20 protein-coding genes are annotated in these 22,424 nt (G+C 71.3%); 8 read left to right on the forward strand and 12 right to left on the reverse strand.

All coding sequences use genetic code 11. The features are described from left to right. Nucleotides 1–78 precede the first annotated feature (78 nt). From CFW40_RS17375 to pdhA, 3 genes are read right to left on the reverse strand one after another with little or no spacing between them, the layout of a single operon-like run. On the reverse strand, nucleotides 79–1,821 hold the full coding sequence (locus CFW40_RS17375) for a dihydrolipoamide acetyltransferase family protein (RefSeq protein ID WP_088798763.1): 1,743 nt from the start codon (nucleotides 1,819–1,821) through the stop codon (nucleotides 79–81). Continuing rightward, nucleotides 1,821–2,858: an alpha-ketoacid dehydrogenase subunit beta gene (locus CFW40_RS17380; protein ID WP_088798764.1), complete on the reverse strand. Its 1,038-nt coding sequence runs from the start codon at nucleotides 2,856–2,858 to the stop codon at nucleotides 1,821–1,823. The genes CFW40_RS17375 and CFW40_RS17380 overlap by 1 nt, the downstream gene beginning before the upstream one ends. After that, nucleotides 2,855–4,048, reverse strand: a complete 1,194-nt coding sequence (gene pdhA / locus CFW40_RS17385) for a pyruvate dehydrogenase (acetyl-transferring) E1 component subunit alpha (RefSeq protein ID WP_088798765.1) — start codon at nucleotides 4,046–4,048, stop codon at nucleotides 2,855–2,857. Before pdhA ends, CFW40_RS17380 begins: the two co-directional genes overlap by 4 nt. Before the next feature lie 224 nt (nucleotides 4,049–4,272). Here pdhA and CFW40_RS17390 point away from each other — a divergent pair, with 224 nt between their 5' ends. Continuing rightward, the gene (locus CFW40_RS17390; RefSeq protein ID WP_088798766.1) at nucleotides 4,273–4,845 is read left to right on the forward strand and encodes an Lrp/AsnC family transcriptional regulator; all 573 of its coding nucleotides are present in this window, start codon (nucleotides 4,273–4,275) and stop codon (nucleotides 4,843–4,845) included. 70 nt (nucleotides 4,846–4,915) lie between these two features. Here CFW40_RS17390 and CFW40_RS17395 read toward each other — a convergent pair whose 3' ends face one another. Next, the gene (locus CFW40_RS17395; RefSeq protein WP_088798767.1) at nucleotides 4,916–5,506 is read right to left on the reverse strand and encodes a TetR/AcrR family transcriptional regulator; all 591 of its coding nucleotides are present in this window, start codon (nucleotides 5,504–5,506) and stop codon (nucleotides 4,916–4,918) included. Between the two features lie 11 nt (nucleotides 5,507–5,517). Next, on the reverse strand, nucleotides 5,518–7,029 hold the full coding sequence (locus tag CFW40_RS17400; RefSeq protein ID WP_088798768.1) for a 3-hydroxyacyl-CoA dehydrogenase: 1,512 nt from the start codon (nucleotides 7,027–7,029) through the stop codon (nucleotides 5,518–5,520). 147 nt (nucleotides 7,030–7,176) lie between these two features. On the opposite strand from CFW40_RS17400, the gene paaN reads away from it, so the two are divergent. Further along, nucleotides 7,177–8,859, forward strand: coding sequence for a phenylacetic acid degradation protein PaaN (gene paaN, locus CFW40_RS17405; RefSeq protein ID WP_088798769.1), 1,683 nt, complete (start codon nucleotides 7,177–7,179; stop codon nucleotides 8,857–8,859). A 134-nt stretch (nucleotides 8,860–8,993) separates the two neighbouring features. Here paaN and CFW40_RS17410 read toward each other — a convergent pair whose 3' ends face one another. Genes CFW40_RS17410 through CFW40_RS17420 form a run of 3 tightly spaced genes read right to left on the reverse strand, consistent with a single transcriptional unit; the run spans nucleotide 8,994 to nucleotide 11,742 of the window. Continuing rightward, nucleotides 8,994–9,668, reverse strand: coding sequence for a TrmH family RNA methyltransferase (locus CFW40_RS17410; RefSeq protein WP_088798770.1), 675 nt, complete (start codon nucleotides 9,666–9,668; stop codon nucleotides 8,994–8,996). Continuing rightward, entirely contained in the window at nucleotides 9,665–11,074 is a 1,410-nt protein-coding gene (locus CFW40_RS17415) for an HTTM domain-containing protein (protein ID WP_371127289.1), read from the reverse strand. Before CFW40_RS17415 ends, CFW40_RS17410 begins: the two co-directional genes overlap by 4 nt. Next, on the reverse strand, nucleotides 11,071–11,742 hold the full coding sequence (locus CFW40_RS17420) for a DUF5819 family protein (protein ID WP_088798771.1): 672 nt from the start codon (nucleotides 11,740–11,742) through the stop codon (nucleotides 11,071–11,073). Before CFW40_RS17420 ends, CFW40_RS17415 begins: the two co-directional genes overlap by 4 nt. Nucleotides 11,743–11,909: 167 nt before the next feature. On the opposite strand from CFW40_RS17420, the gene paaA reads away from it, so the two are divergent. The 6 genes from paaA to CFW40_RS17450 all read left to right on the forward strand — a co-directional run bounded on the left by paaA (nucleotide 11,910) and on the right by CFW40_RS17450 (nucleotide 16,830). Further along, nucleotides 11,910–12,860, forward strand: coding sequence for a 1,2-phenylacetyl-CoA epoxidase subunit PaaA (gene paaA / locus CFW40_RS17425; protein ID WP_088798772.1), 951 nt, complete (start codon nucleotides 11,910–11,912; stop codon nucleotides 12,858–12,860). After that, complete coding sequence (gene paaB, locus CFW40_RS17430; protein ID WP_256331424.1) at nucleotides 12,857–13,195, forward strand: 1,2-phenylacetyl-CoA epoxidase subunit PaaB; 339 nt, start codon at nucleotides 12,857–12,859, stop codon at nucleotides 13,193–13,195. Before paaA ends, paaB begins: the two co-directional genes overlap by 4 nt. Then, complete coding sequence (gene paaC / locus CFW40_RS17435; RefSeq protein ID WP_088798773.1) at nucleotides 13,195–13,911, forward strand: 1,2-phenylacetyl-CoA epoxidase subunit PaaC; 717 nt, start codon at nucleotides 13,195–13,197, stop codon at nucleotides 13,909–13,911. The genes paaB and paaC overlap by 1 nt, the downstream gene beginning before the upstream one ends. Then, on the forward strand, nucleotides 13,905–14,402 hold the full coding sequence (gene paaD / locus CFW40_RS17440) for a 1,2-phenylacetyl-CoA epoxidase subunit PaaD (RefSeq protein ID WP_088798774.1): 498 nt from the start codon (nucleotides 13,905–13,907) through the stop codon (nucleotides 14,400–14,402). Before paaC ends, paaD begins: the two co-directional genes overlap by 7 nt. Next, nucleotides 14,402–15,445 (forward strand): 1,2-phenylacetyl-CoA epoxidase subunit PaaE, encoded by a 1,044-nt coding sequence (gene paaE / locus CFW40_RS17445; protein ID WP_088798775.1) that lies wholly within the window; start codon nucleotides 14,402–14,404, stop codon nucleotides 15,443–15,445. Before paaD ends, paaE begins: the two co-directional genes overlap by 1 nt. 251 nt (nucleotides 15,446–15,696) lie before the next feature. Continuing rightward, nucleotides 15,697–16,830 (forward strand): acyl-CoA dehydrogenase family protein, encoded by a 1,134-nt coding sequence (locus CFW40_RS17450; protein ID WP_088798776.1) that lies wholly within the window; start codon nucleotides 15,697–15,699, stop codon nucleotides 16,828–16,830. 263 nt (nucleotides 16,831–17,093) lie between these two features. On the opposite strand, the gene CFW40_RS17455 is transcribed toward CFW40_RS17450, so the two are convergent. The 4 genes from CFW40_RS17455 to CFW40_RS17470 form a co-directional block, all read right to left on the reverse strand. Next, a complete protein-coding gene (locus tag CFW40_RS17455) occupies nucleotides 17,094–17,438 on the reverse strand; it encodes a rhodanese-like domain-containing protein (RefSeq protein ID WP_176956474.1) in 345 nt (114 codons plus the stop codon). A 10-nt stretch (nucleotides 17,439–17,448) separates the two neighbouring features. Next, nucleotides 17,449–18,504, reverse strand: a complete 1,056-nt coding sequence (locus CFW40_RS17460; RefSeq protein WP_088802182.1) for a J domain-containing protein — start codon at nucleotides 18,502–18,504, stop codon at nucleotides 17,449–17,451. A 604-nt stretch (nucleotides 18,505–19,108) separates the two neighbouring features. Continuing rightward, nucleotides 19,109–20,548 carry a DUF2252 domain-containing protein gene (locus tag CFW40_RS17465; protein WP_088798778.1) on the reverse strand — a complete coding sequence of 480 codons (1,440 nt, stop codon included), beginning with the start codon at nucleotides 20,546–20,548 and terminating at the stop codon, nucleotides 19,109–19,111. Between the two features lie 443 nt (nucleotides 20,549–20,991). Continuing rightward, nucleotides 20,992–22,392, reverse strand: coding sequence for a hypothetical protein (locus CFW40_RS17470; RefSeq protein ID WP_088798779.1), 1,401 nt, complete (start codon nucleotides 22,390–22,392; stop codon nucleotides 20,992–20,994). Nucleotides 22,393–22,424 lie beyond the last annotated feature (32 nt).

Below are 22,424 nucleotides of genomic sequence, written 5' to 3' on the forward strand. Positions count from 1 at the left end.
CCACACCGGGCTGACCGGCCCACCGGGCTGACCGACCACAGCCAGGTGGCCACACCGCCCTCACCGGCCACACCGCGCTCACAGCCCCCGCAGCAACAGCGCGGGCTGTTCCACACAGTCGGCCACATGTCGCAGGAAGCCTCCGGCGGTGCCGCCGTCGCACACCCGGTGATCGAAGGTGAGGGAGAGCTGGACGACCTGGCGGACGGCCAGCTCGCCTTCGTGCACCCAGGGTTTGGCGGCTATCCGGCCGACGCCGAGCATCGCCGCCTCGGGGTGGTTGATGATCGGCGTGGAGCCGTCGACGCCAAAGACCCCGTAGTTGTTGAGGGTGAAGGTGCCGTGTGTCAGCTCGGCCAGGGAGAGTCCGCCGCTCCTGGCGGTTTCGGTGAGCCGGGTGATCTCGGCGGACAGCTCCTCGACCGTACGGGCCTGCGCGTCCCGTACGACCGGCACGACCAGACCGCGGTCGGTCTGCGCCGCGAAGCCCAGATGGACGGCGGGCAGCCGGACGATCTCCTGGGCCTTGGTGTCGACGGTGGCGTTGAGCTCGGGGAACCGTGCGAGCGCCGCCGTGGTGATCCGGGCCAGCAGCGCGAGCAGCGACACCTTGGGGGCGCCCGCCACATTCATCGCCCTGCGGGCGGCGAGGAGTTCGGTGGCATCGGCGTCCACCCAGCAGGTCGCCTCCGGGATCTCCCGGCGGCTGCGGCTGAACTTCTCGGCGGCCGCACCGAGCATCCCCTTCAGCGGGATCCGTTCCTCGCCCGCAGCGGCGCCGGCTCCCATGGATCCGGGGACCGTCACGGCTCCGGCGGCGGACGCGGCCCCCACCACGCCGGTCGCACCGGCGCCGACGATTCCTGCGGCACCGTTCGCCGCCCTGGCACCCACCGAGGCGACTACCCCGGCCCTCGCCGAGGGCTCCCGCTCCTGTCGGGCCCGGATCGCGCACTCGACGTCCGTACGGAGAATCAGTCCATCGCGCCCGGATCCCGTCAGCTCCCGCAGATCCAGCCCGTTTTCCCGCGCCATCCGACGCACCAGCGGAGAAATGACGGCCACCGTACGGCTGTCGGCATCCACGGCACCGGCGCCGGTCCCGGCCAGCCCAGCCGCCCCGGCCGCCCCGGCCGCTCCAGCCGCTCCAGCCGCTCCAGCCGCCTCAGCCGGCCCTTCCGGACCGTTCTCCCCGGTGACGCCGACCGCCCCCGCGGCCACCGCCCCGGCGTCGGCCGCCCCTGAGACACCGGGCGCACGATCGGCCGCTTCGACTCCCGCTCCCGCTCCCGCTCCGGCCGAGCCGTCCGCCGCTCCTCCGGGTGCCCGCGACGCTCCCGCCATGGGGCTTGCCCCGCCCCCCGGCCGGATCCGGCGCCGCCGCGCCGCCGCCGCGCTCGTGCCGTACCCGACGAGCACATTTCCGGACCCGGCATCCGCCGCGCCCTCCCCGGCCGGAGCGGCGACACCGGCGGAAGGCGGCGCCGAACCCCCCGCATCGGGTGCACCACCCGCCGCACCCGCAACGGCTCCCGGCCCCTCCCCAGGGCCTGCCCCCGCCAGATCATCGGGCACGGCCCCCACCGCGACCGTCACCAGCGGCGCCCCCACCGGGACTTCCTCCCCCTCCGCACCGAAGCGGGCGGTCACCACGCCCCCATACGGGCACGGCACCTCCACCATCGCCTTTGCGGTCTCGACCTCCACCACCGGCTGGTCGATGGCCACCACCTCGCCGACCTCGACCATCCAGTGCACGATCGTCGCCTCGGTGAGGCCTTCCCCCAGGTCGGGCAACGTGAATTCGCGGACCACGGCCATCACTCACCACGTCCCTCGGTCCAGTCCGACTCCCACTGGAGGCGGGCGACGGTGTCCAGGATCCGGTCCACGCCGGGCAGATGGTGCCGCTCCAGCATGGGGGGCGGATAGGGGACGTCGAACCCGGCGACGCGCAGGACCGGCGCCTCCAGGTGGTGGAAGCAGCGCTCGGTGATCCGTGCGGCGATCTCCCCTCCGGGACCGCCGAACCCGTTGGACTCATGGACGACCACGGCCCGTCCGGTCCGCCGTACCGAGGCGCAGACCGTGTCGTCGTCGAACGGCATCAGCGAGCGCAGATCCACGACTTCCAGGTCCCAGCCCTCCGCACCGGCGGCTTCGGCGGCCTCCATGCAGACCGGCAGCGAGGGGCCGTAGGTGATCAGCGTGGCACTGCTGCCGCGGCGGCGGACCGCGGCGCGGCCCAGCGGCGCGACCTCGGTGGGCGCATCGGGCGACCAGTCGGCCTTGGACCAGTACAGGCGCTTGGGCTCCAGAAAGACGACCGGGTCGTCGGAGGCGATGGCGGCGCGCAGCAGCCCGTAGGCGTCCTCGACGGTCGCCGGGGTGACGACCTGGAGCCCGGGGGTGGCGAGGTAATACGCCTCGGAGGAGTCGCTGTGGTGCTCGACCCCGCCGATGCCGCCGCCGTACGGGATGCGGACGGTCAACGGCATCGTCAGCGCACCGCGGGTGCGGTTGCGCATCCGGGCGACATGGCTGATCAGCTGCTCGAACGCGGGGTAGGCGAAGGCGTCGAACTGCATCTCGACGACCGGTCGCAGCCCGTACATCGCCATGCCGACGGCGGTGCCCAGGATGCCGGCCTCGGCGAGCGCGGTGTCGGTGCAGCGGTCCTCGCCGAACTCCTTGGCCAGGCCGTCGGTGACCCGGAAAACGCCGCCGAGGGTGCCGACGTCCTCGCCCATGACATGGACGGACGGGTCGTCGGCCATGGCGTCGCGCAGCGCGCGGGTCAGCGCCTGCGCCATGGTGGCGGGCTTGCGCGCGGTTGCCGGTGCGGCGGTGGTCGTCATGGCCTGGCCTCCTCGGCGGAGCCGTCGGCGCCCGCGGTGTCCTCGGTGTGTCCGTCGGCCTCGGCGTCCAGCTCGGCGCGCAACAGCGCAGCCTGGGCGCGCAGTTGGCCGGTCTGCTCGGCGAATACATGGGTGAACAGGTCCATCGGGTCCAGCTCCGGATCGGCGTTCATCCGCTCCCGGAGGCCGGCCGCCAGCTGCTCGGCGCCCTCCCGGGTGGCGGCGACGAATTCGTCGGTGAGCAGATCGCGGGCCGCCAGCTCATGCTCCAGAAGGGCTATCGGGTCGTGCGACCGCCAGGTCTCGACCTCGGCGTCGCTGCGGTAGCGGGTGGCGTCGTCGGCGTTGGTGTGTGCCTCGATGCGGTAGGTGACGGCCTCGACCAAAGTGGGACCGCCGCCCCTGCGGGCCCGCTGCACGGCTTCGGTGAGCACCTCGTGCATGGCGGGCGCGTCGTTGCCGTCGACCAGGCGGCCCGGCATGCCGTATCCGACCGCCTTGTGGGCGAGGGACGGCGCGGCGGTCTGCTTCGCGAGCGGCACGGAGATCGCGAAGCCGTTGTTCTGGACGAGGAAGACCACCGGCGCCTGCCAGACCGCCGCGAAATTCAGCGCCTCGTGGAAGTCGCCCTCGCTCGTGCCGCCGTCACCCACCATGGCCAGCGCCACCACGTCGTCGCCCTTGAGGCGGGCGGCGTGCGCCAGGCCCACGGCATGCGGGAGCTGGGTGGCGAGCGGGGTGCACAGGGGGGCGATGCGGTGTTCGTGCGGGTCGTACCCGTTGTGCCAGTCACCGCGCAGCAGGGTCAGCGCCTGTACGGGGTCGAGGCCGCGGGCCACGGCGGCGAGCGTGTCGCGATAGCTGGGAAAGAGCCAGTCCCGGTCTTCGAGCGCCAGCGCCGCGGCGACCTCGCAGGCCTCCTGGCCCGTGGAGGACGGGTAGACCGCCAGGCGTCCCTGCCGGGTCAGGGCCGTGGCCTGGGCGTTGTACCGGCGGCCGCGCACCAGCTGGGCGTAGAGCCGGGTCAGCAGTCCGGAGTCGAGCCGGGCCGCGGCATCCGTGCCCAGGAGGCGGTACGGCTCCTCGTCGGGCAGGAGGGGCGCGGGATCGACGCGCGGACGCCAGGCGGGCGGGGGGCCGGCCAGGCTGCTCTTCTTCCTGCTGCTGCCGGGCTGCTCTAGGACCGTCATGCCGAGCACCTCCTCGGATCGAAGGGGTGGCGCGATGCGCCTCATGTGGGTGGTGGGCGAACGGCGGGTGGGCAGGATGGAATCGGCCAGGGCGGGTACGCCCTGCCCTACCGATTGTTCGGTCGTTGATGCATTTTGGCTACAGGCGCACTCAGCCTGTGGACAAACGGTTCTCCACAGCTTGAGATGAAGACAGGGCGTCCACAAAGGGGAGGCGGGACCATATGCCGGGCGAACAGATGGCCAATTCCGACGGGCAGCCGCCCGCCCCACCCGCCGTCACCCCGCCGGCCCCCGCACCGCCGACGCCACCGGTCCAGGCACCAGCGCCGGCACCGGCCCCCGCCGCACGCCCGCTGGACACCATCGACCGCTCCATCCTGCGCATGCTGCAGACCGATGGCAGGGCCTCGATACGCTCCGTGGCCGAGCGGGTGCACGTCTCGCGCGCCAACGCCTACGCACGGATCAACCGGCTGATCGACGACGGTGTGATCCGCGGCTTCAGTGCCCTGATCGACCAGGAACGCGCAGGTCAGGGCGCTTCGGCATATATCACGCTGAAGATCGTGCAGAACTCCTGGCGGACCGTGCGCAAGCAGCTCACCGCGCTGCCGGGGGCCACCCACATCGCGCTGGTCAGCGGCGATTTCGATGTGCTGCTCCTGGTCCACACCAAGGACAACCGCGAGCTGCGGGAGCTGGTCCTCACCCGCATCCAGTCGATACCGGAAGTGCTCAGCACCCGCACCCTGCTGGTCTTCGAGGAGACCGACCTCGGGCCCGAGGAGGACTGATTCCCGGGGGCGGCCGGCAGACACCTGCGCAGGTCAGGACCTACGCAGGTCAGGCCCTGCGAGCCCGGCGTCAGGGCTTGCGCAGCCCCGCGAACGCCGTACGCACCACGGCCTCGGCGACCTCGTCACGGCTCACCGCACCGCCCCGCCCCGGCCGGTACCACTCCACAATCGAGTTGATCATGCCGAAGAGCAGACGGGTGGCCAGCCGGATGTCCACGTCGTCCCGGAGGTCACCGTCGGCTGCGGCCTGCTTGAGCAGGTCGGAGACCTCGTGGTCGAACTCCCGGCGGCGCTCCATGGCCCACCGCTCGGTGTCCGTGTTTCCGCGCACCCGCAACAGCAGCGTCACATACGGAAGTTCGTCCATCAGCACTTCGGCCACGCGCCGGGTGACATGCTCCAGCCGCTCGATCGCCCGCCCCTCAAGGGCTCCCGGCTCCTCCAGCACACCGAACAGCCCGTCCAGGGCGCGGCTTATGGCACGGCGCAGCAGCTCTTCCTTGCTGCGGACATGGTGGTAGATCGAGGACTTCGAGATGCCGGCCGCCTGGGAAAGGTGCTCCATGGACGTGCCGTCGTAGCCGCGCTCGATGAACACCTCGACGGCGACCGCGAGCAGCGAATCGGGCGTATAGGTGTCGCGCTTGGCCATGGTCATGATTAGAGCACCTATCCCTCGAGGTCCGCACGGCGCCGTAGCGCCCAAGACGGTACGTAGCGTCCGCCGGCGTTCTGGTGGTGCATCGAGTCCAGCAGATCCCACACCCACTGGGCACCGAGGCGCTCGGCCCACTCCAGGGGACCGCCGGGGTAGTTCACGCCCAGCCGCATGGCCGTGTCGATGTCCGCCGGACTCGCGACCCCACGGGCCGCGGCGTCCACGGCAAAGTCGATGATCATCGCGATGGTCCGGGCGACGATCATCCCCGGTACGTCCTCGATGACGCTGACCTGCTTGCCCAGCGCCTGGAACAACCCGACCGCTTCGGCGAGGTCCGCCTCGGAGACGGCCGCCGAGGCCGCCAGGGCGATCCGGGTGGCGGCGCGGTAGTCCAGGGAGAGGTCGAAGCGGATGTACTTCCCATGGGCATTGGACGTCGCCGGATAGCCGTTGGTCAGCGCCAGACAGGCCCCGCCGGGCAGCCGGAGGAAGCCTTCCGACTCCCCCGGCGTCCGGTCGCGGGTGACCTTGATGCCCGCCTCCTCGATGAGCTCGCGCAGCACCACCGCGGGGCCGGGCAGCTTCGCGTGCAGGCCGACGGACGCGGGCGCCGGGCAGGGCGCGGCGGTCCGCGGTTCGGGCCGGGCGGCACCCTCGGAGTAGTCGAACCAGCCCCGCCCCGCCTTGCGGCCGTGCAGTCCGGACTCGACCAGCCGACGCTGCGCCAGGGAAGGCGTGAACTTCGGGTCCTGGAAGAAGGCCTGCCACACGGAGTGGGTGACCGCCTCGTTCACGTCCTGTCCGATGAGGTCGGTCAGTTCGAAGGGCCCCATCTTGAAGCCTGCGCCGTCCCGGAGCACCGCATCGATGGTGGCCGGGTCGGCGACCCGCTCCTCGTAGGCACGCAGCGCTTCGGCGTAGAAGGGGCGGGCGATGCGGTTGACGACGAAACCGGGGGTGTCCGTACAGCGCACCGGCCTCTTGCCCCAGGCCGCGGCGGTGTCGTAGGCGGTGGTGGCGGCGGCCTCCTCGGTGGCGAAGCCGCTGACCACCTCGACCAGGGGGAGCAGCGGCGCGGGGTTGAAGAAGTGCATGCCCACACAGCGGCCGGGGTGGCGCAGCCGGCCCGCGACCGCGGTCACGGACAGCGAGGAGGTGTTGGTGGCCAGCAGGCAGTCGGCCGCCACGACGTCCTCCAGCGCGGTGAAAAGCTCCTGCTTGGCGGGCAATTGCTCCAGGATCGCCTCGATGACCAGTGCGGCGTCGGCCAGCTCCGGGAGGGCGGTGGCGGGGGAGAGGCGCCCGCGGGCGGCATCCCGCTCGTCCGCCGTGATCCGGCCCTTTTCGACCAGCCGGTCCAGCCGCGCCCCGATCGCCTCGGCGGCTTGTCCGGCCCGCCCGGGGGCGGTGTCATAGAGGCGTACGCGATGGCCGGCGACCAGCGCCACCTGCGCGATGCCCTGCCCCATGGTGCCGGTGCCCACCACTGCCACGGTGCTGCTGGTTGCGAGAGCCGTCATGCCAGCTGATCCTCCCCGACCGACTTTTCCACAGGCCGGCCGGACCCTCTTGCCCCGACCGATCGTTCGGTTACTCTAACTCCGTTGCCCTGTCCGCTCCCAGTCCCTATCCGCTCTCCGCCCAGCTCGACGAGGAGTTGGTCATCGATGGCCGCCGAAATGACCGCAGCGCAGTTGATCGAGAAGCACCGCCCGACCCTCGACCAGACGCTGGAGGCGATCCGCACCCGCGCGTACTGGTCCCCGCACCCCGAGCACCCGAAGGCGTACGGCGAGAGCGCCGCACCCGACGGGCTGGCCGCCTTCGAGGCCCTGCGCGGCCGCCGGTTCGAGCTCGACCAGCCGGGCACGGACGACTGGACCGGCGAGGAAGTCTCGCCGTACGGCCTGAAGTTGGACATCAGCTATCCGCACCCGGACGTGGACGTGCTGCTGCCGGCCATGCGCGCCGCGCTCCCCGCCTGGCGGGATGCCGGCCCCGAGACGCGCGCGGCGGTGTGTCTGGAGATCCTGGCCCGGATCAGCGCCCGGACCCACGAGTTCGCGCAGGCCGTGATGCACACCAGCGGCCAGGCCTTCATGATGGCGTTCCAGGCGGGCGGCCCGCATGCCCAGGACCGCGGCCTGGAGGCGGTGGCCTACGCGTACGCCGAGCAGGTCCGCATCCCGGAGCAGGCGCCGTGGTCCAAGCCGCAGGGCAAGCGCGACCCGCTCGAGCTGACCAAGAGCTTCACGGCCGTGCCGCGCGGCGTCGCCCTGGTGATCGGCTGCAACACCTTCCCGACGTGGAACGGCTATCCGGGCCTGTTCGCCTCTCTGGCGACCGGCAACCCGGTGCTGGTCAAGCCGCATCCGCGCGCCGTGCTGCCGCTGGCGCTGACCGTCAAGGTGGCCCGCGAGGTGCTCACCGAGGCCGGCTTCCCCGCCGACCTGGTGTGCCTGGCCGTGGACAGGCCGGACGAGGGCCTGGCCAAGACGCTGGCCGTCCGCCCCGAGGTCCGCATCATCGACTACACCGGCTCGACCGCCTTCGGCGACTGGCTGGAGACGCACGCCCGGCAGGCGCAGGTCTTCACGGAGAAGGCCGGCGTCAACACCGTCGTCATCGAATCCACCGATGACTACAAGGGCATGCTCAGCAACCTCGCCTTCTCGCTGTCGCTCTACAGCGGCCAGATGTGCACCACTCCGCAGAATCTGCTGATCCCCCGCGACGGCATCACCACGGACGCCGGCCCGAAGTCGTACGACGAGGTGGTCAGCGACCTCGCGGGCGCGGTGGACGGCCTGCTGGGTGACGACGCACGGGCCAACGCCCTGCTGGGGGCCATCGTCAATCCGCAGGTCAAGGAGCGGATCGATGCGGCGGCCGGGCTCGGCGAAGTGGCCCTGGCCTCCCGTGAGGTGCCCAACCCCGAGTTCCCCGGCGCCACGGTACGCACCCCGGTGATCGTCAAGCTCGACGGCGCCAAGCCGAACTCCGAGGCGGCCTATTTTTCGGAGTGCTTCGGCCCGGTGTCCTTCGCGGTGGCCGTCGGTTCCGCGGCCGAGGCGGTGGATCTGCTGCGGCGCACGGTCCGCGAGAAGGGCGCCATGACGGTCGGCGCCTACACCACCTCCACCGAGGTCGAACAACTGGTGGAGGAGGCCTGTCTGGAGGAGTGCGCCCAGCTGTCGCTGAATCTGACCGGCGGGGTCTATGTGAACCAGACCGCGGCGTTCTCGGACTTCCACGGCTCGGGAGGCAACCCGGCGGCCAATGCGGCGCTGTGTGACGGCGCCTTCGTGGCCAACCGCTTCCGGACGGTGGAGGTGCGACGGCCGGCATGACGGGTGCGGGTGCCGGGTCCCGCGCCCCGGGTGCGGGGCCCGGCGCCAGGTGCGGGCCTGAGCCCGACTCGGGACCTGAGGCCCGGAGCGTTCTCCTGGGCCCCGTGCCGGACACCGGCGGTGCCCGGGGCCCGTCAGCCGCCCTCCGGCCCCTCGATCCGCGCATGGCGGCCGATCCAGGCATGCATCGCGATGGCGGCCGCGGCCCCCGCGTTGATCGAGCGGGTCGAGCCGAACTGCGCGATCGAGCAGACCAGCGAGGCATGCCGCCGCGCCTCCTCGGTCAGCCCCGGCCCCTCCTGGCCGAACAGCAGCACACAGCGCCGCGGCAGCGCGGTCGTCTCCAGCGGCACGGAACCGGGGAGATTGTCGATCCCGATGATCGGCAGTTCCTCGGCCGCCGCCCAGGCGGTGAGGTCCGCGGTGTCCGGGTGGTGGCGGACGTGCTGGTAGCGGTCGGTCACCATCGCGCCGCGGCGGTTCCAGCGGCGCTGCCCGACGATATGGATCTCCTTGGCCAGGAACGCATTCGCGGTCCGTACGACCGAGCCGATGTTGAAGTCGTGGCCCCAGTTCTCGACCGCCACATGGAAGTCATGGCGGCGGGTGTCGAGGTCGGCGACGATCGCCTCGCGCCTCCAGTAGCGGTAGTGGTCGACGACATTGCGGCGGTCACCGTGCGCAAGCAGCTCGGGGTCCAGGCGGTCGTCCTGGGGCCAGGGCTCCGGATGCGGTCCGACGCCGATCTGGGTCCCGTACCCCTCGTCGTACTGAAGGGCCTCGGCGGGGGCGGTTTTCTCGCTGCTCACCCTACGAGCGTATGGCCACCGTCGCCGCGCCCCGTACGGGCCTCCGGCTCTCCGCCCCCGGGCCCGTCGGCCGGGCGGGCCGCGGCGCCGCGCGAAAAGAGCCGTTCGCGCAGGCCGGAGAGGCGTGCGGAGACCCAGGTCAGGAAGTTCGTCGGCAGAAAGACCGCGTCCGCGGTGATCATCGCGAGCGAGAAGAACGGCAGCCCGAGCAGGAACGCGATCGAAAGGTGCTCGCAGATCATCGCGACCAGCAGCACATTCTTCAGCCGGCGGTTGAAGACCGTGAACGGGAAGGCGACCTGCACCATCACCGTCCCGTAGGTGATCAGCATGACCATTACGCCGTTGCTGCCCAGCAGCTCGGACAGCGCCGGCCAGGGGGAGAAGTAGTCCAGGTGCATCGGGTAGTAGACCGCGGTGCCGTCCTGCCAGCGTGAGCCCTGGATCTTGTACCAGCCGGCCGTGGCGTAGATCAGGCAGACCTCGACCACGATCACCAGCAGCGCGCCGTTGTGGGCGAGCTTGGCGAGGGTGTCCAGTACGGTGCGCGGCTCGCCGGGTGCGTAGCGCTGCACCGCCCACCACAGACCGTGTACCAGCCACAGGCCCCACAGCGCCAGGCTCCAGCCGATGTGCGGGAACGGGCCGCCCTCGGACCAGCTGAGGCCGTAGCTGCCCTGGAGCTGGGCGGCGGCCAGACCGAGGCCGAGCACGGCCCACAGGATGACGCCGGGCAGATCGCGGGAGGCAGGTGCGCGCGCGGCTTCCTCGCGACCGGCGGCGTGCGCGGCGGCCGCTGCCCGCTTCGCCCGGCGTGCGTCCAGCGACCAGACCTGTCCGCACCGGGTCAGCACGAGGTACATCGACATCAGGTGGATGACGTTGTCGCCGCCGTCGCCTATGAAGATGCTGCGGTTCTGCAGCGAGATCACGCCCACCATGAACAGCACCGACATGGTGCGGGTGCGCCAGCCCAGCATCAGCAGCGCGCCGGCCACGACGGCCATGAGGTAGACGCACTCGAACCAGCCGGGGCTGTCGGACCAGGGGAGGACCGAGAAGGCGTGGTTGCCATCCAGAAGGCGGCGGGCCATGTCCAGGTTCCAGGGGCTGTCGGGCCCGTAGAGAACCCCGCGGTGCGGCCACTCGCGCAGCAGGAACAGCAGCCACGTCGCCGAGAAGCCGATCCGGATCACGGCGGTCTGGTACGGGGCCAGCGCACGGCTGGTGACCAGCCCGAAGCCGCGTCCGATGGCGCGCTCGATGCGGGTCTCCCGGTAGGCGTCGGGCTCCGGGGACGTCTGCGGTGCCTGGGCCTGCCGCGGCACGTCGGCCGTCTCCGTGGTCTGCGGGGCCTGCTGGTCGCTCGGCGTCTGCTGAGGCTGGTGGGGCGTCGGTGACGTCACTGGCTGTTCGCCCCCTTGGGCAGGTCGTCTGCGGTGACCTGCCACCAGGGCAGCACGCGGTACACGGGCTTCTCGCTGATCTTCTCGGAGCTCCATGGCGGCGGGCGGACCGCCGTCGTCTGCGAACGGACCTGGACCTGTTCGACGCGGCCGCCGCCCTCGGTCCACTCGCCGTCCATTCGGAGCATCACGAGCCGCCGGATATAGCGCTCGGAGAGCTCACCGCGCAGGCCGACGGGGCGGCTCTGGGCGTTGTGGGTGTTGACGAAGAGCTCCCAGCCACGGCGGAGTTGGTTCTGCTGGGTGTGGCTGGGCAGCGGGTTGTGGAGGATGCCCTGGCCGTCGCGGGCGGTCAGATCGGTCCAGCCGGTGGTCCGCGGGGAACCGTCCTCGGTGCGCAGTTGCGCACGGACCTGTACCGCGATGTTCTGCTGCAGCGGATTGGGGGCGAACAGCTTCCAGTTCTGTTCGTACTCGGGGTAGACGTAGTCGCTGATCAGGGCGCCCTGCTGTTTGCTGAGCGTGTTCGACGGCGCCACGTGCAGGAACATCATGGCGAGATGAATCGCGACGATGACCGCGAGGGCGCAGGCCGCCACCCCTATGACGATCCGCGAGGGCAGCGAGAGCGCGGACAATGGCCGCGTTTCGTCCCCGTATGACTGCATTCCCGCCCCGTTCCCAGAATCCATGCGGTCAACTCCGCTCCGGAACCGTACCTACGCAGCCGCACCGGGCACACCCTCGGCCGGGTTATCCACAGGCTTGACACCCGCGGTCCGCCCGCTCACCATTGAACCGAACGATCGGTCGGTCGGGAGCGAGGGGGCACCACATGACGACGATCGCGCCGGAGGAAACGGCACGCGAGGCCGTATTCGACGCCACCGTGGCCGCGGACGAACGCATCGAGCCACGGGACTGGATGCCGGACGCCTACCGCTCGACACTCGTGCGCCAGATCGCGCAGCACGCCCACTCCGAGATCATCGGCATGCAGCCGGAGGGCAACTGGATCACCCGCGCGCCGTCCCTGCGCCGCAAGGCGATCCTGATGGCCAAGGTGCAGGACGAGGCCGGTCACGGCCTGTATCTCTACAGCGCCGCCGAAACTCTGGGCACCAGCCGCGACGAACTGCTCGACAAGCTGCACTCCGGCCGCCAGAAGTACTCCTCGATCTTCAACTACCCGACCCTGACCTGGGCCGATGTCGGAGCCGTCGGCTGGCTGGTGGACGGCGCTGCGATCACCAACCAGGTCCCGCTCTGCCGCTGTTCCTACGGCCCCTACGCCCGCGCGATGGTCCGTATCTGCAAGGAGGAGTCCTTCCACCAGCGGCAGGGCTACGAACTCCTGCTGACCCTCAGCCGCGGCACCGAGGCACAGCACGCCATGGCGCAGGATGCGGTGAACCGCTGGTGGTGGCCCTCGCTGATGATGTTCGGCCCCCCGGACGACGAGTCCTCGCACTCCGCGCAGTCCATGGCCTGGAAGATCAAGCGGCACTCCAACGACGAGCTGCGCCAGCGCTTCGTGGACATCTGCGTCCCCCAGGCCGAAGCCCTCGGACTCACGCTCCCCGACCCGGAACTGACGTGGAACGACGACCGCGGCCACTGGGACTTCGGCCCGATCGACTGGGCCGAGTTCCGCGAGGTCCTCAAGGGCAACGGCCCCTGCAACGAGCAGCGGATAAGCCGCCGGCGGCAGGCTCACGAGGACGGCGCCTGGGTGCGCGAGGCAGCCGCCGCACACGCGGCCAAGCACGGGGAGGTCACCCGATGACGACACCACGCCCTGCCGACGCCCCCGCGACCACCGCGGGGACGGCCGCCCGGTCCGCCGACTGGCCCCTGTGGGAGGTCTTCGTCCGCAGCCGCCGCGGACTCTCCCACACCCACGCCGGCAGCCTGCACGCACCGGACGCGGAGATGGCGCTGCGCAACGCCCGCGACCTCTACACCCGCCGCTCGGAAGGCGTCTCCCTCTGGGTGGTGCCCTCCGCGCAGGTCACCGCGTCCTCGCCGGACGAGAAGGACAGCTTCTTCGAGCCGGCCGGTGACAAGCCCTACCGCCACCCGACCTTCTACGAGATCCCGGACGGGGTGCATCACCTTTGATGAACGCAACCGCCACCCCGGCCCTGCCCCTCGGGGACGACGCCCTGATCCTCTCCCACCGCCTGGGCGAGTGGGCGGGGCACGCCCCGGTCCTGGAGGAGGAGGTCGCCCTGGCCAATATCGCGCTGGACCTGCTCGGCCAGGCCCGTGTGCTGCTCTCCCTCGTGGGCGATGAGGACGAGCTGGCCTATCTGCGCGAGGAGCGGCAGTTCCGCAACCTCCAGCTCGTCGAGCAGCCCAACGGCGACTTCGCCCACACCATCGCCCGCCAGCTCTACTTCTCCACCTACCAGGAGCTGCTGTTCGACCATCTCGCTTCGGCAGAGAGCGAGTTGGCGCCGCTGGCCGCGAAGGCCGTCAAGGAGGTCGCCTACCACCGCGACCACGCCCATCAGTGGACGCTGCGCCTGGGCGACGGCACCGCCGAGAGCCGCACCCGGATGCAACGTGCCCTGGACGCCCTCTGGCGCTTCACCGGCGAACTGTTCGAGCCGGTGGCAGGACTGGAAACAGTGCCCTGGCCGGCCCTGCACGACAGCTGGACCGCACGCATCACCGCCACCCTGGAACAAGCCACCCTCACCGTCCCCGAAGGCCCCCGGCACGGCGCCTGGACCGCCGGCGCGGGCCGCCAGGGCCTGCACACCGAATCGTTCGGACGGCTGCTCGCCGAGATGCAGCACCTCCACCGCAGCCACCCGGGGGCGGCATGGTGACCACCACCGCCCTCGAAGAGGAACTGCTTGCCCTGGCCGGCTCCGTTCCCGACCCGGAGCTGCCGGTGCTCACCCTCGCCGAACTGGGAGTGCTGCGCGGGGTACAGCTGACCGGCCCCGGCCGGGTCGAGGTGCGTCTCACCCCCACCTACACCGGCTGCCCCGCCATCGAGACGATGTCGGCCGACATCGAGCGTGTGCTGCACGACCACGGGATACCCGAGGTCGAGGTCCGCACGGTCCTCAGCCCGCCGTGGACCACGGACGCGATCACCGCCGAGGGCCGCCGCAAGCTCGCGGAATTCGGTATCGCACCCCCGCGCCCCACGGGACCGGCCGGCGGCCCGGTCGCCGTCGACCTCACCCTTCGCTGCCCGCACTGCGGATCGACCGACACCACCCTGCTGAGCCGGTTCTCCTCCACGGCATGCAAGGCACTGCGACGCTGTGAGTCCTGCCGCGAACCCTTCGACCACTTCAAGGAGTTGTGATGTTCCACCCGCTCCAGGTCCGGGAGATCGAGCGGCTCACGGACGACGCGGTGGCCGTCACCTTCGCGGTCCCGCCCGAGCTGCGCACGGCCTTCCGGCACACCCCCGGACAGCACATCGCCCTGCGCAGAACGGTCGACGGCCAGGAGATCCGCCGTACGTACTCCATCTGCACCCCGGCCACCGACCAGCCCGTCCTGCGAGTGGGCATCCGCCTCGTCGAGGACGGCATCTTCTCGACGTACGCGCTCAAGGAACTCGCCGTCGGCGACACGGTGGAGGTAATGGCCCCGGCCGGCCGGTTCACCCTCGCACCACGTCCCGGGCATTTCGTCGCCATCGTCGGCGGCAGTGGCATCACCCCCGTGCTGTCCATCGCCTCCACCCTGCTCGAACGGCAGCCGGACGCCCACTTCTGCCTCATCCGCAGCGACCGCACGGCGGCGTCGACGATGTTCCTGGAGGAGGTGGCCGACCTCAAGGACCGCTATCCCCAGCGCTTCCAGCTCATCCACACCCTCTCGCGCGAGGAGCAACAAGCCGGCCTGCCCTCCGGCCGCCTGGACGAGGCCCGGCTCCGCTCCCTCCTGCCGGCGCTCCTGAAGATCGACTCCGTGGACGGCTGGTACCTCTGCGGCCCCTACGGCCTGGTCCAGGGCGCCGAACGCGCCCTCCGCGCCCTCCACGTGCCCCGCACCCGCATCCACGAAGAGATCTTCCACGTCGACAACGGCGCCCCGACCGCCCCCGCCGCCGCCACCCCCGCGCACAGCACCGTGACCGCCACCCTCGACGGCCGCTCCGGCACCTGGCCGGTCCACGACAGCGAGTCGCTGCTCGAGGCGGTCCTGCGCAACCGCGCGGACGCCCCGTACGCCTGCAAGGGCGGCGTCTGCGGCACCTGCCGCGCCTTCCTCGTCTCGGGCGAGATCCGCATGGACCGCAACTTCGCCCTGGAATCCGACGAGGTCGACGCGGGGTACGTCCTCGCCTGCCAGTCCCACCCGGTCACGGAGAAGGTCGAGCTGGACTTCGACCGATGACCCCCATGACCCCATGACCCCGATGAACCTGATGAACCTGATGAATCCGGTCCGTGCGGACACCACCGCATAGCGCTCGCGGACGCCCCGACGCCTCCGCCGCCTCACCCGCCCGCCTCTGCCGCCCCTTCCGCCGCTCTCCCGGACCCGTCCCTCTCGCCCCTTCCAACGGTTCCGCCATTCCCAATTCCTGGAACATGTTCTACCTTGACGCTTCGTCAGTTCGAGGCGGCGCGTGGGAGGACAGTGCAATGGACTTCACCTTCACCGAGGAGCAGCAGGCCGCCGCCGAAGCGGCCAGGGCCGTCTTCGCGGGCGTCGCACCGGACGGCGTGCCCAGCCCGGCGCTCACCCCAGGTGCGGTCGCCGACGACTTCGACCGCGCCCTGTGGCGCAAGCTCGCCGACGCCGACCTGCTGAGCCTGCCGATCGCGCCCGAGCACGGCGGCGCGGGCCTCGACCCGATCGCGCTCTGCCTCGTACTCCGCGAATCGGCCAAGGTGCTGGCGCGAGTGCCGCTGCTGGAGGCCGGCGCCGCCGCGCTCATCCTCCAGCGTTACGCGGCCGACGAGCTGGGTGCGCACGTCCTGCCCCGCATTGCTGCCGGGGAGCTCGTCGTGACCGTCGCCGGCAGCGGGCGCACCGGGCACGAACCGGCCGAACTCGCCGTCGACGCCCGCCAGGAGGGTGCCGACTGGGTTTTCGACGGGGTCCAGACCGCCGTTCCCTGGGCCGGGACCGCGGACCGAATCCTGCTCCCCGCCCACACCCCCGAAGGCCACGCCGTACTCGCGCTCGTCCCCCGCATCCACCCGGGCGTCACACTCGACGACCAGATATCCACCACCGGAGAGCGCCTTGCCGAGGTCCGGCTGGATTCCGTACGTCTCAGCGGCCAGGAAACGATCACTGACCCGGACGCCTGGGAGTTGCTGCGCAACGTTCTGACCACCGGCACCTGTGCACTCGCCCTGGGCCTGGGCGAGCGCGTCCTCGCCATGACCGGCGACTACACGAGCAAGCGCGAGCAGTTCGGATTCCCGGTGGCCACCTTCCAGGCCGTCGCCGTCCAGGCCGCCGACCGTTTCATCGACCTGCGCGCCATGGAGGCCACCCTCTGGCAGGCCGCCTGGCGGATCACCACCGACGCGGCCGGCCCGCTCCCGCCCGCCGGGGATGTCGCGGTCGCCAAGATCTGGGCCTCGGAGGGTGTACGCCGCGTAGTCCAGACCGCCCAGCACCTTCACGGTGGCTTCGGCGCCGACACCGACTACGCGCTCCACCGCTACCACGCCTGGGCCAAACAGCTGGAGCTCTCCCTCGGCCCCGCCGCCGCCCACGAGGAGGCCCTGGGCGACCTGCTCGCAGCACATCCGCTGAGCTGACGCGGGAGAGGAAGGGCGGAGCACAGCGAGCGTCCGCGGGGGGCTCGTGCCACCGATGCCGGCGCAGCGCCGAGTCTCGGGTGCCACTCGGCGGCCACCGCACGCCGACCGCGAGCCACCGCCCGATGAACCCTCCGACACCGAGCAGCCCAGCCGGCCTCCCGGCTCCCGGCTCCCGGCTCCCGGCTCCCGGCTCCCGGCTCCCGGCTCCCGGCTCCCGGCTCCCGGCTCCCGGCTCCCGGCTCCCGGCTCCCGGCTCCCGGCTAGATGATCACCCCGGCGCCGCCCTTGCCATCCGACACGGGGCGGCCGGCGGCCTCCCAGGCCTGCATGCCGCCCGCGACATTCACCGCGTCGACGCCCTGCTGAACCAGGTACTGCGTCACCTGCGCCGAGCGCCCACCGACCCGGCACAGCACGTACACCTTGCCGTCCGCGGGGGCCGCCTCGGTGAACTCTCCGTAGCGGGCGACGAAGTCGCTCATCGGGATGTGCAGCGCACCCTCGGCGTGCCCCGCCTCCCACTCGTCGTTCTCACGCACGTCCAGGAGAAAGTGCTCCGACGTGAGAGCGTCGACATCGACCGTGGGCACAGAACCAAATTGCATGGTCCCGACGCTACCCGACCAGCTGCGCGAGGTACGTCTCGCGTTCCGCAACATCGGCGAGCAGCTTCTCGGCGATCTCGTCCAGGAGCGCGTCCGGGTCCTCCGGCGCCATCTTGATCATCGCCCCGATCGCGCTCTCCTCCAGCTCGGAGGCCGCGGCGGCCAGCAGCTCCTTGCGCTCGGCCAGCCACTCCAGCCGGGCGTACAGCTCCTCACTCTCGCTGAGCCGTTCCTCGGCCGGCGCGGGGCCGGCCTCCCATTCCTGCGCCAGCTCGCGCAGCAGGGCCTCGTTACCCCGGCCGTACGCTGCGTTGACCCGCGCGATGAACTCGTCGCGCCGCGCCCGCTCGGCATCGTCCCGCGCCAGGTCCGGATGGGCCTTGCGCACCAGGTCGCGGTAGACCTTGCGGGCCTCCTCGCTGGGCCGCACCTTCTGCGGCGGCTGCACCGGCTGCTCGGTGAGCATCGCCTGCGCCTCGGAAAACAGCCCGTCCGAGCCCATCCAGCCGTGGAACAGCTCCTCGACTTCCGGCATCGGCAGCACCGACGCACGCGCCTCCTGCGCCTTACGGACATCCTCGGGAGCCCCCGTACGCGCCGCCACCGCCTCGGCGATCTGCGCATCGAGCTCGTCCAGCCGCGCGTACATGGGGCCGAGCCGCTGGTGGTGCAGGCGGGAGAAGTTCTCCACCTCCACCCGGAAGGTCTCCACCGCGATCTCGAACTCGATCAGCGCCTGCTCCGCGGCCAGGACCGCCTTCGCCAGCCGCCGCGTCGCCTCGTCCTGCGCCGCCTGCTCATCCGGCGCGCCACCAGGCTCGGCCCCCGCCCCGGCCTGAGCGCCTGGCGCATCGCCCTGAGCTCCTTGGCCGGCGCCCACCGACTCGGGGTCCACCGCCTCGGGGGCCCCGGACCGGTCTCCCGAGCCGCCGTCCTGCCCGACCTGGGCTCTCTGACCGCCGCCGCGGGCATCCGGTGCCTGCGGCGCGGCCGTGGCGTCCGGGGTCCCCGGTACGTCCGGTCGGTGCTGACCGTCCTGCGTGTTCTCCGCGTGCGAGTTCGTCACCCGGTCAGCGTACGGCCCACGCCGGGCCCGGCCCTCCACGGTCATTCGCTCGCCTCCTATCTGGGGCCCCTCCCCCCCCAGCCCCACCCACCCCCTCACCCGCCCACACCTCAGCCGACCGGCTCCTCAGCTGCCCCTTCCGCCAACAGCCCCGGCAGCCCGTGAAAGCCCTGACAAGCCCCATCTGTCCTCGACAGCCCCGGCGGCTGCAGCTACCCTCGACGGCTTCAGCGGCCTCCAACCCCGGCGGGAGGCCCCGACAGACCGCAGTTGCTCCCGGACGCCCGGGCAAGCCCAGCAAGCCCAGCAGCTCCGGCAGGCCCGCCCACCGGCAGGCCCGAGCAAACCCAAGAGCCCCGGCAGGCCGGGGAGCCCCAGCAGGCCCCGGCAGCCCCAGCAGCCCCGGTGGGCCTGGAAGCCCCGGCATCCCCAGCGCCCCCGCAACCAGCCACCGGATCCCTCAGCAGCCCGCGCTTCAGCAGCCTGCGCCCCCTTTCCCCTGACAGGGCTCCTGCCCCCACCGCTCCGGCCCCCGAACCCGGCCGCGCCCCAAACGCCCCTGCGCCGACCTCCCCACCGGGCCGAAAGCCCGAACGCCTCCCCCCTACACCCCCATCTCCGCCGCAATCCGACCGTTCTTCACCGCTGTGGCCAGCTCTGCGTGGTCTGCTTCCGTGCGGTCCGCGTACGTGACCGCGAAGCTTGCGATCGCCTCGTCCAGCTCCTCGTTCTTGCCGCAGTAGCCGGCCAGAAGGCGTGGATCCGCGCTGTGCGCATGGGCTCGGGCCAGGAGAGCACCCGTCATACGGGCGTAGTCGTCCATCTGATCGCCGGACAGCTGCGCCGGGTCCACGCTGCCCTTGCGGTTTCTGAACTGGCGGACCTGAAAGGGCGTTCCTTCCCACCGGCCGTTACCCGCGGGCGCGCCACCGCCCGGCGGCGGCGCGCCCTCAACCGTCGTCCAGCCCAGCAATATGTCGCTGACCACCTGCATCCGGCGCTGCCCGAGCACCACCCGGCGTCCCTCATGCACCACCTGCGGCACCGGGAAGCCGACCTTCGCCACGAACGGCGCCAGCACCGAAGCGCGGGCCTCCTTCACCTGCAGGACAAGCGGCTCGCCCCGGTGGTCCAACAGCAGCACCACATACGACCGCAGCCCCACACTGCCCGTGCCGACCACTCGGAAAGCCACGTCGTGTACCGCGTGCCGTGCTATCAGGGGCAGCAGGTCCTCGGGAAGCGTCTCCAGATAGGTGCTGAGAGATGCGGCCACGGCGGCGGCTTCCGCATCCGGCACCTGCCGCAACACCGGCTGAGCGTCCACGAACCGGCGGCCACCGTCCGGCGTCTCCTCCGTCGCCTTGGCCGCGAACCGCGCGCTGGTGTTCTTGCGCGCCTTGTCCGCTACCCGCTCCAGTGTCCCCACGAGATCTTTTGCGTCGGCGTGCGAGACCAGCGCCTCGTCGGCGATGGCGTTCCACGCCTCGGTCACCGGCAGCTTCGCCAGCAACCGCATCGTGCGCCGGTACGCGCCCGCCGCGTCCTGCGCCGCCTTGCGGCAGTCGTCCTCGCCGGCGCCCGCTTCCCGGCCGGCCAGCACCATCGACGTCGCAAGCCGCTTCACGTCCCACTCCCACGGCCCGTACAAGGTCTCGTCGAAGTCGTTGAGATCGATGACGAGCTGACCGCGGGCGTCGCCGTAGAGTCCGAAGTTGGCGGCGTGGGCGTCCCCGCAGATCTGCGCGCCGATGCCGGTCACGGGGCTGCCCGTCAGGTCGTACGCCATCAGGCCCGCAGAGCCGCGGAGGAAGGCGAAGGGGCTCGCGGCCATCCGGCCGACCCGTATCGGTGTCAGGTCGGGCAGCCGACCGGCGTTGGACTGCTCCACCGCCGCGACCGCATCCGGCCGCCCGGCCGTGAACGACAGCGCGGCCTGCTCGGCACGCGGAACGCGCTCCCGCAGGGCACGCCCGGCGGCCTTGGGCGAGGCCCCCCGCTCGTCCGCCTTCGCAAACCCCGGTACGTACGGCACACGCGGCATAGCGGGCCACCTCCCCCTTCACGACCTGCGTTCTTGTGTCCTTGTCCGCTGCGTCCATCAGCCCGCCGAGCGAACCCGGCCTGCCGACGAGCAATGACGTTACCGAGATCCGGTCGCACCCTGCAGAGCCTGTGGATAACTCTCCGGATCGCCGAACCACGGGGCCCCGAACCGCGGATCCCTGAGCCACAGAATCCCTGACCCCGGAATCTCCGAACCTCGGGGGCTGAGGACGTCGAACCCTCGGAACGCCGAACTCCGAACTCCGAACACCGAACGCCGAACTCCTGGTACGCCGGAGCCTCAGAACTCACAATGTCCGACCCCCAGGCACCCCAAGCGCCCCAAGCCCCCAAGCACTCCCGGCGCTTGGGGTGCTTCGAGCGGTATCCACCGCCTCGCCCTTCCCCTCCGTCCCCGTCCCGTCCACCCCGAATCAACCGCTAAACCCCCACCGCCTCCTCCATCTCCATCTCCACATCCACGTTCGCCTCCCCAGCCCCAGCAGCCCCAGGCACATCGGCATCCGCGCCCCCAGCGCCCGCTTCCGCCCCTGCTCCCTCTACCGACCGCACCGTCCGGCTCCCCCGCTTCCACGTCGGCTCCGGCTCCGGCTCCGGCACCGTTGCCGCCACCGCGGCCGCCGCCACCGCCGCGGCATTGGCCGCCACCTCCGCCTCGGCAGTGCGCCGCCGCTTCTCGGCCACCGCCGCCAGCCCGACCATCAGCAGGCCGACGACCAGCCACCACCCCAGCGTCCAGACGTGTCCTGACAGGCCGTAATTGTTGAAGTAGACGTGGCTGCGGGTGCCCTCCACGAAGCCCGCGCCATTCCAGAAGGAGTGCAGCGCCGCGAAGAATCCGTTCTGCATCTCTGGACGGAAGATCCCGCCGGAGGACGTGAAGTTGAGCATGACGAAGAGGGCCATCACGCCGAGCGTGGTCCAGCGCTTGAGGAAGGTGTGCAGGCCGGTGCCGATCAGCAGAATGCCGGCGGAGTAGAGCCAGGCCATGCCCCACAGGCCCCTGAGTCCGTGCTCGGCCAGGTGGAAGACCGGGCCGGCGAACGCCGTCCCGATGAGGCTGACGACGAAGGACGTGCCGATCGCCAGCGCGGTCCGCAACCGGACCGGCAGCACGGCCCCGGCACCACCGATCACCGCGACCGAGGCGTACGAGCCGATGCTGATCGCGACCAGCAGGAAGAAGATGCCCTGCCCGGTCGGATCGTCCTCGGCCGTCGGCGCCACATCCGTGACCTTCAGGGGAGCGCCTTGCTGCGCCGCGACCGGGGTGAAGACCTTCTGTACGACGGAAGCGCTGGTGTCGGATCCGGCGGTCGCCACCAACAGCTCGGGCGCCGCCTTCGCCGAAGCCGCCGCCGTCCCGCCGTCACCGGCCCCGGCCCCTTCCTGCGCCCCCTTCGAGGAAGCCTTCTCCACTCCCCTCTTCACCGAAGGCTTCGTCGCACCCGTCACCGAAGCCTTCGGCGCACCCGTCGCATGGATCACATACGCACCGAAGATCTCCTGGCGCTTGAGCCCGTCGACCGCCGCAGCCCGGTCAGCAACGGTCCGCACCTCCAGGTCGCCGTCCACCTTGTCATTGATCGACTGGGCGAGCAGCTGTGCGCTCCGGCCCGATCCGACGACCGCGACGGGAAGGTGATGCGGTGCGGGGTTCGCGAAGGCGCCCAGGTACGCCAGCCCCATCCCGACGCACATCAGCAGCGGGGTGATCAGGTGCGTCAGGACCTGACGCAGCCCGGCGGAGTGGGAGGAGCGCGCGGAACGGTGGCTGCCGTGCTGCTCGCTTCGATGGTCGGGAGGCCGGACCGTGCTCATGGGCAGCCCTTCTCAGCTCGTCGGATCAGCTG

It is taken from the genome of Streptomyces sp. 2114.4 (assembly GCF_900187385.1).
GTDB classification, from domain to species: Bacteria; Actinomycetota; Actinomycetes; order Streptomycetales; family Streptomycetaceae; genus Streptomyces; species Streptomyces mooreae.

Coding starts and splice junctions, on each gene's coding strand:
- CFW40_RS17375 (WP_088798763.1), bottom strand. CDS start 1,821: ATGGCCGTGGTCCGCGAATTCACGTTGCCCGACCTGGGGGAAGGCCTC.
- CFW40_RS17380 (WP_088798764.1), bottom strand. CDS start 2,858: ATGACGACCACCGCCGCACCGGCAACCGCGCGCAAGCCCGCCACCATG.
- pdhA (WP_088798765.1), bottom strand. CDS start 4,048: ATGACGGTCCTAGAGCAGCCCGGCAGCAGCAGGAAGAAGAGCAGCCTG.
- CFW40_RS17390 (WP_088798766.1), top strand. CDS start 4,273: ATGCCGGGCGAACAGATGGCCAATTCCGACGGGCAGCCGCCCGCCCCA.
- CFW40_RS17395 (WP_088798767.1), bottom strand. CDS start 5,506: ATGACCATGGCCAAGCGCGACACCTATACGCCCGATTCGCTGCTCGCG.
- CFW40_RS17400 (WP_088798768.1), bottom strand. CDS start 7,029: ATGACGGCTCTCGCAACCAGCAGCACCGTGGCAGTGGTGGGCACCGGC.
- paaN (WP_088798769.1), top strand. CDS start 7,177: ATGGCCGCCGAAATGACCGCAGCGCAGTTGATCGAGAAGCACCGCCCG.
- CFW40_RS17420 (WP_088798771.1), bottom strand. CDS start 11,742: ATGCAGTCATACGGGGACGAAACGCGGCCATTGTCCGCGCTCTCGCTG.
- paaA (WP_088798772.1), top strand. CDS start 11,910: ATGACGACGATCGCGCCGGAGGAAACGGCACGCGAGGCCGTATTCGAC.
- paaB (WP_256331424.1), top strand. CDS start 12,857: ATGACGACACCACGCCCTGCCGACGCCCCCGCGACCACCGCGGGGACG.
- paaC (WP_088798773.1), top strand. CDS start 13,195: ATGAACGCAACCGCCACCCCGGCCCTGCCCCTCGGGGACGACGCCCTG.
- paaD (WP_088798774.1), top strand. CDS start 13,905: ATGGTGACCACCACCGCCCTCGAAGAGGAACTGCTTGCCCTGGCCGGC.
- paaE (WP_088798775.1), top strand. CDS start 14,402: ATGTTCCACCCGCTCCAGGTCCGGGAGATCGAGCGGCTCACGGACGAC.
- CFW40_RS17450 (WP_088798776.1), top strand. CDS start 15,697: ATGGACTTCACCTTCACCGAGGAGCAGCAGGCCGCCGCCGAAGCGGCC.
- CFW40_RS17455 (WP_176956474.1), bottom strand. CDS start 17,438: ATGCAATTTGGTTCTGTGCCCACGGTCGATGTCGACGCTCTCACGTCG.
- CFW40_RS17465 (WP_088798778.1), bottom strand. CDS start 20,548: ATGCCGCGTGTGCCGTACGTACCGGGGTTTGCGAAGGCGGACGAGCGG.
- CFW40_RS17470 (WP_088798779.1), bottom strand. CDS start 22,392: ATGAGCACGGTCCGGCCTCCCGACCATCGAAGCGAGCAGCACGGCAGC.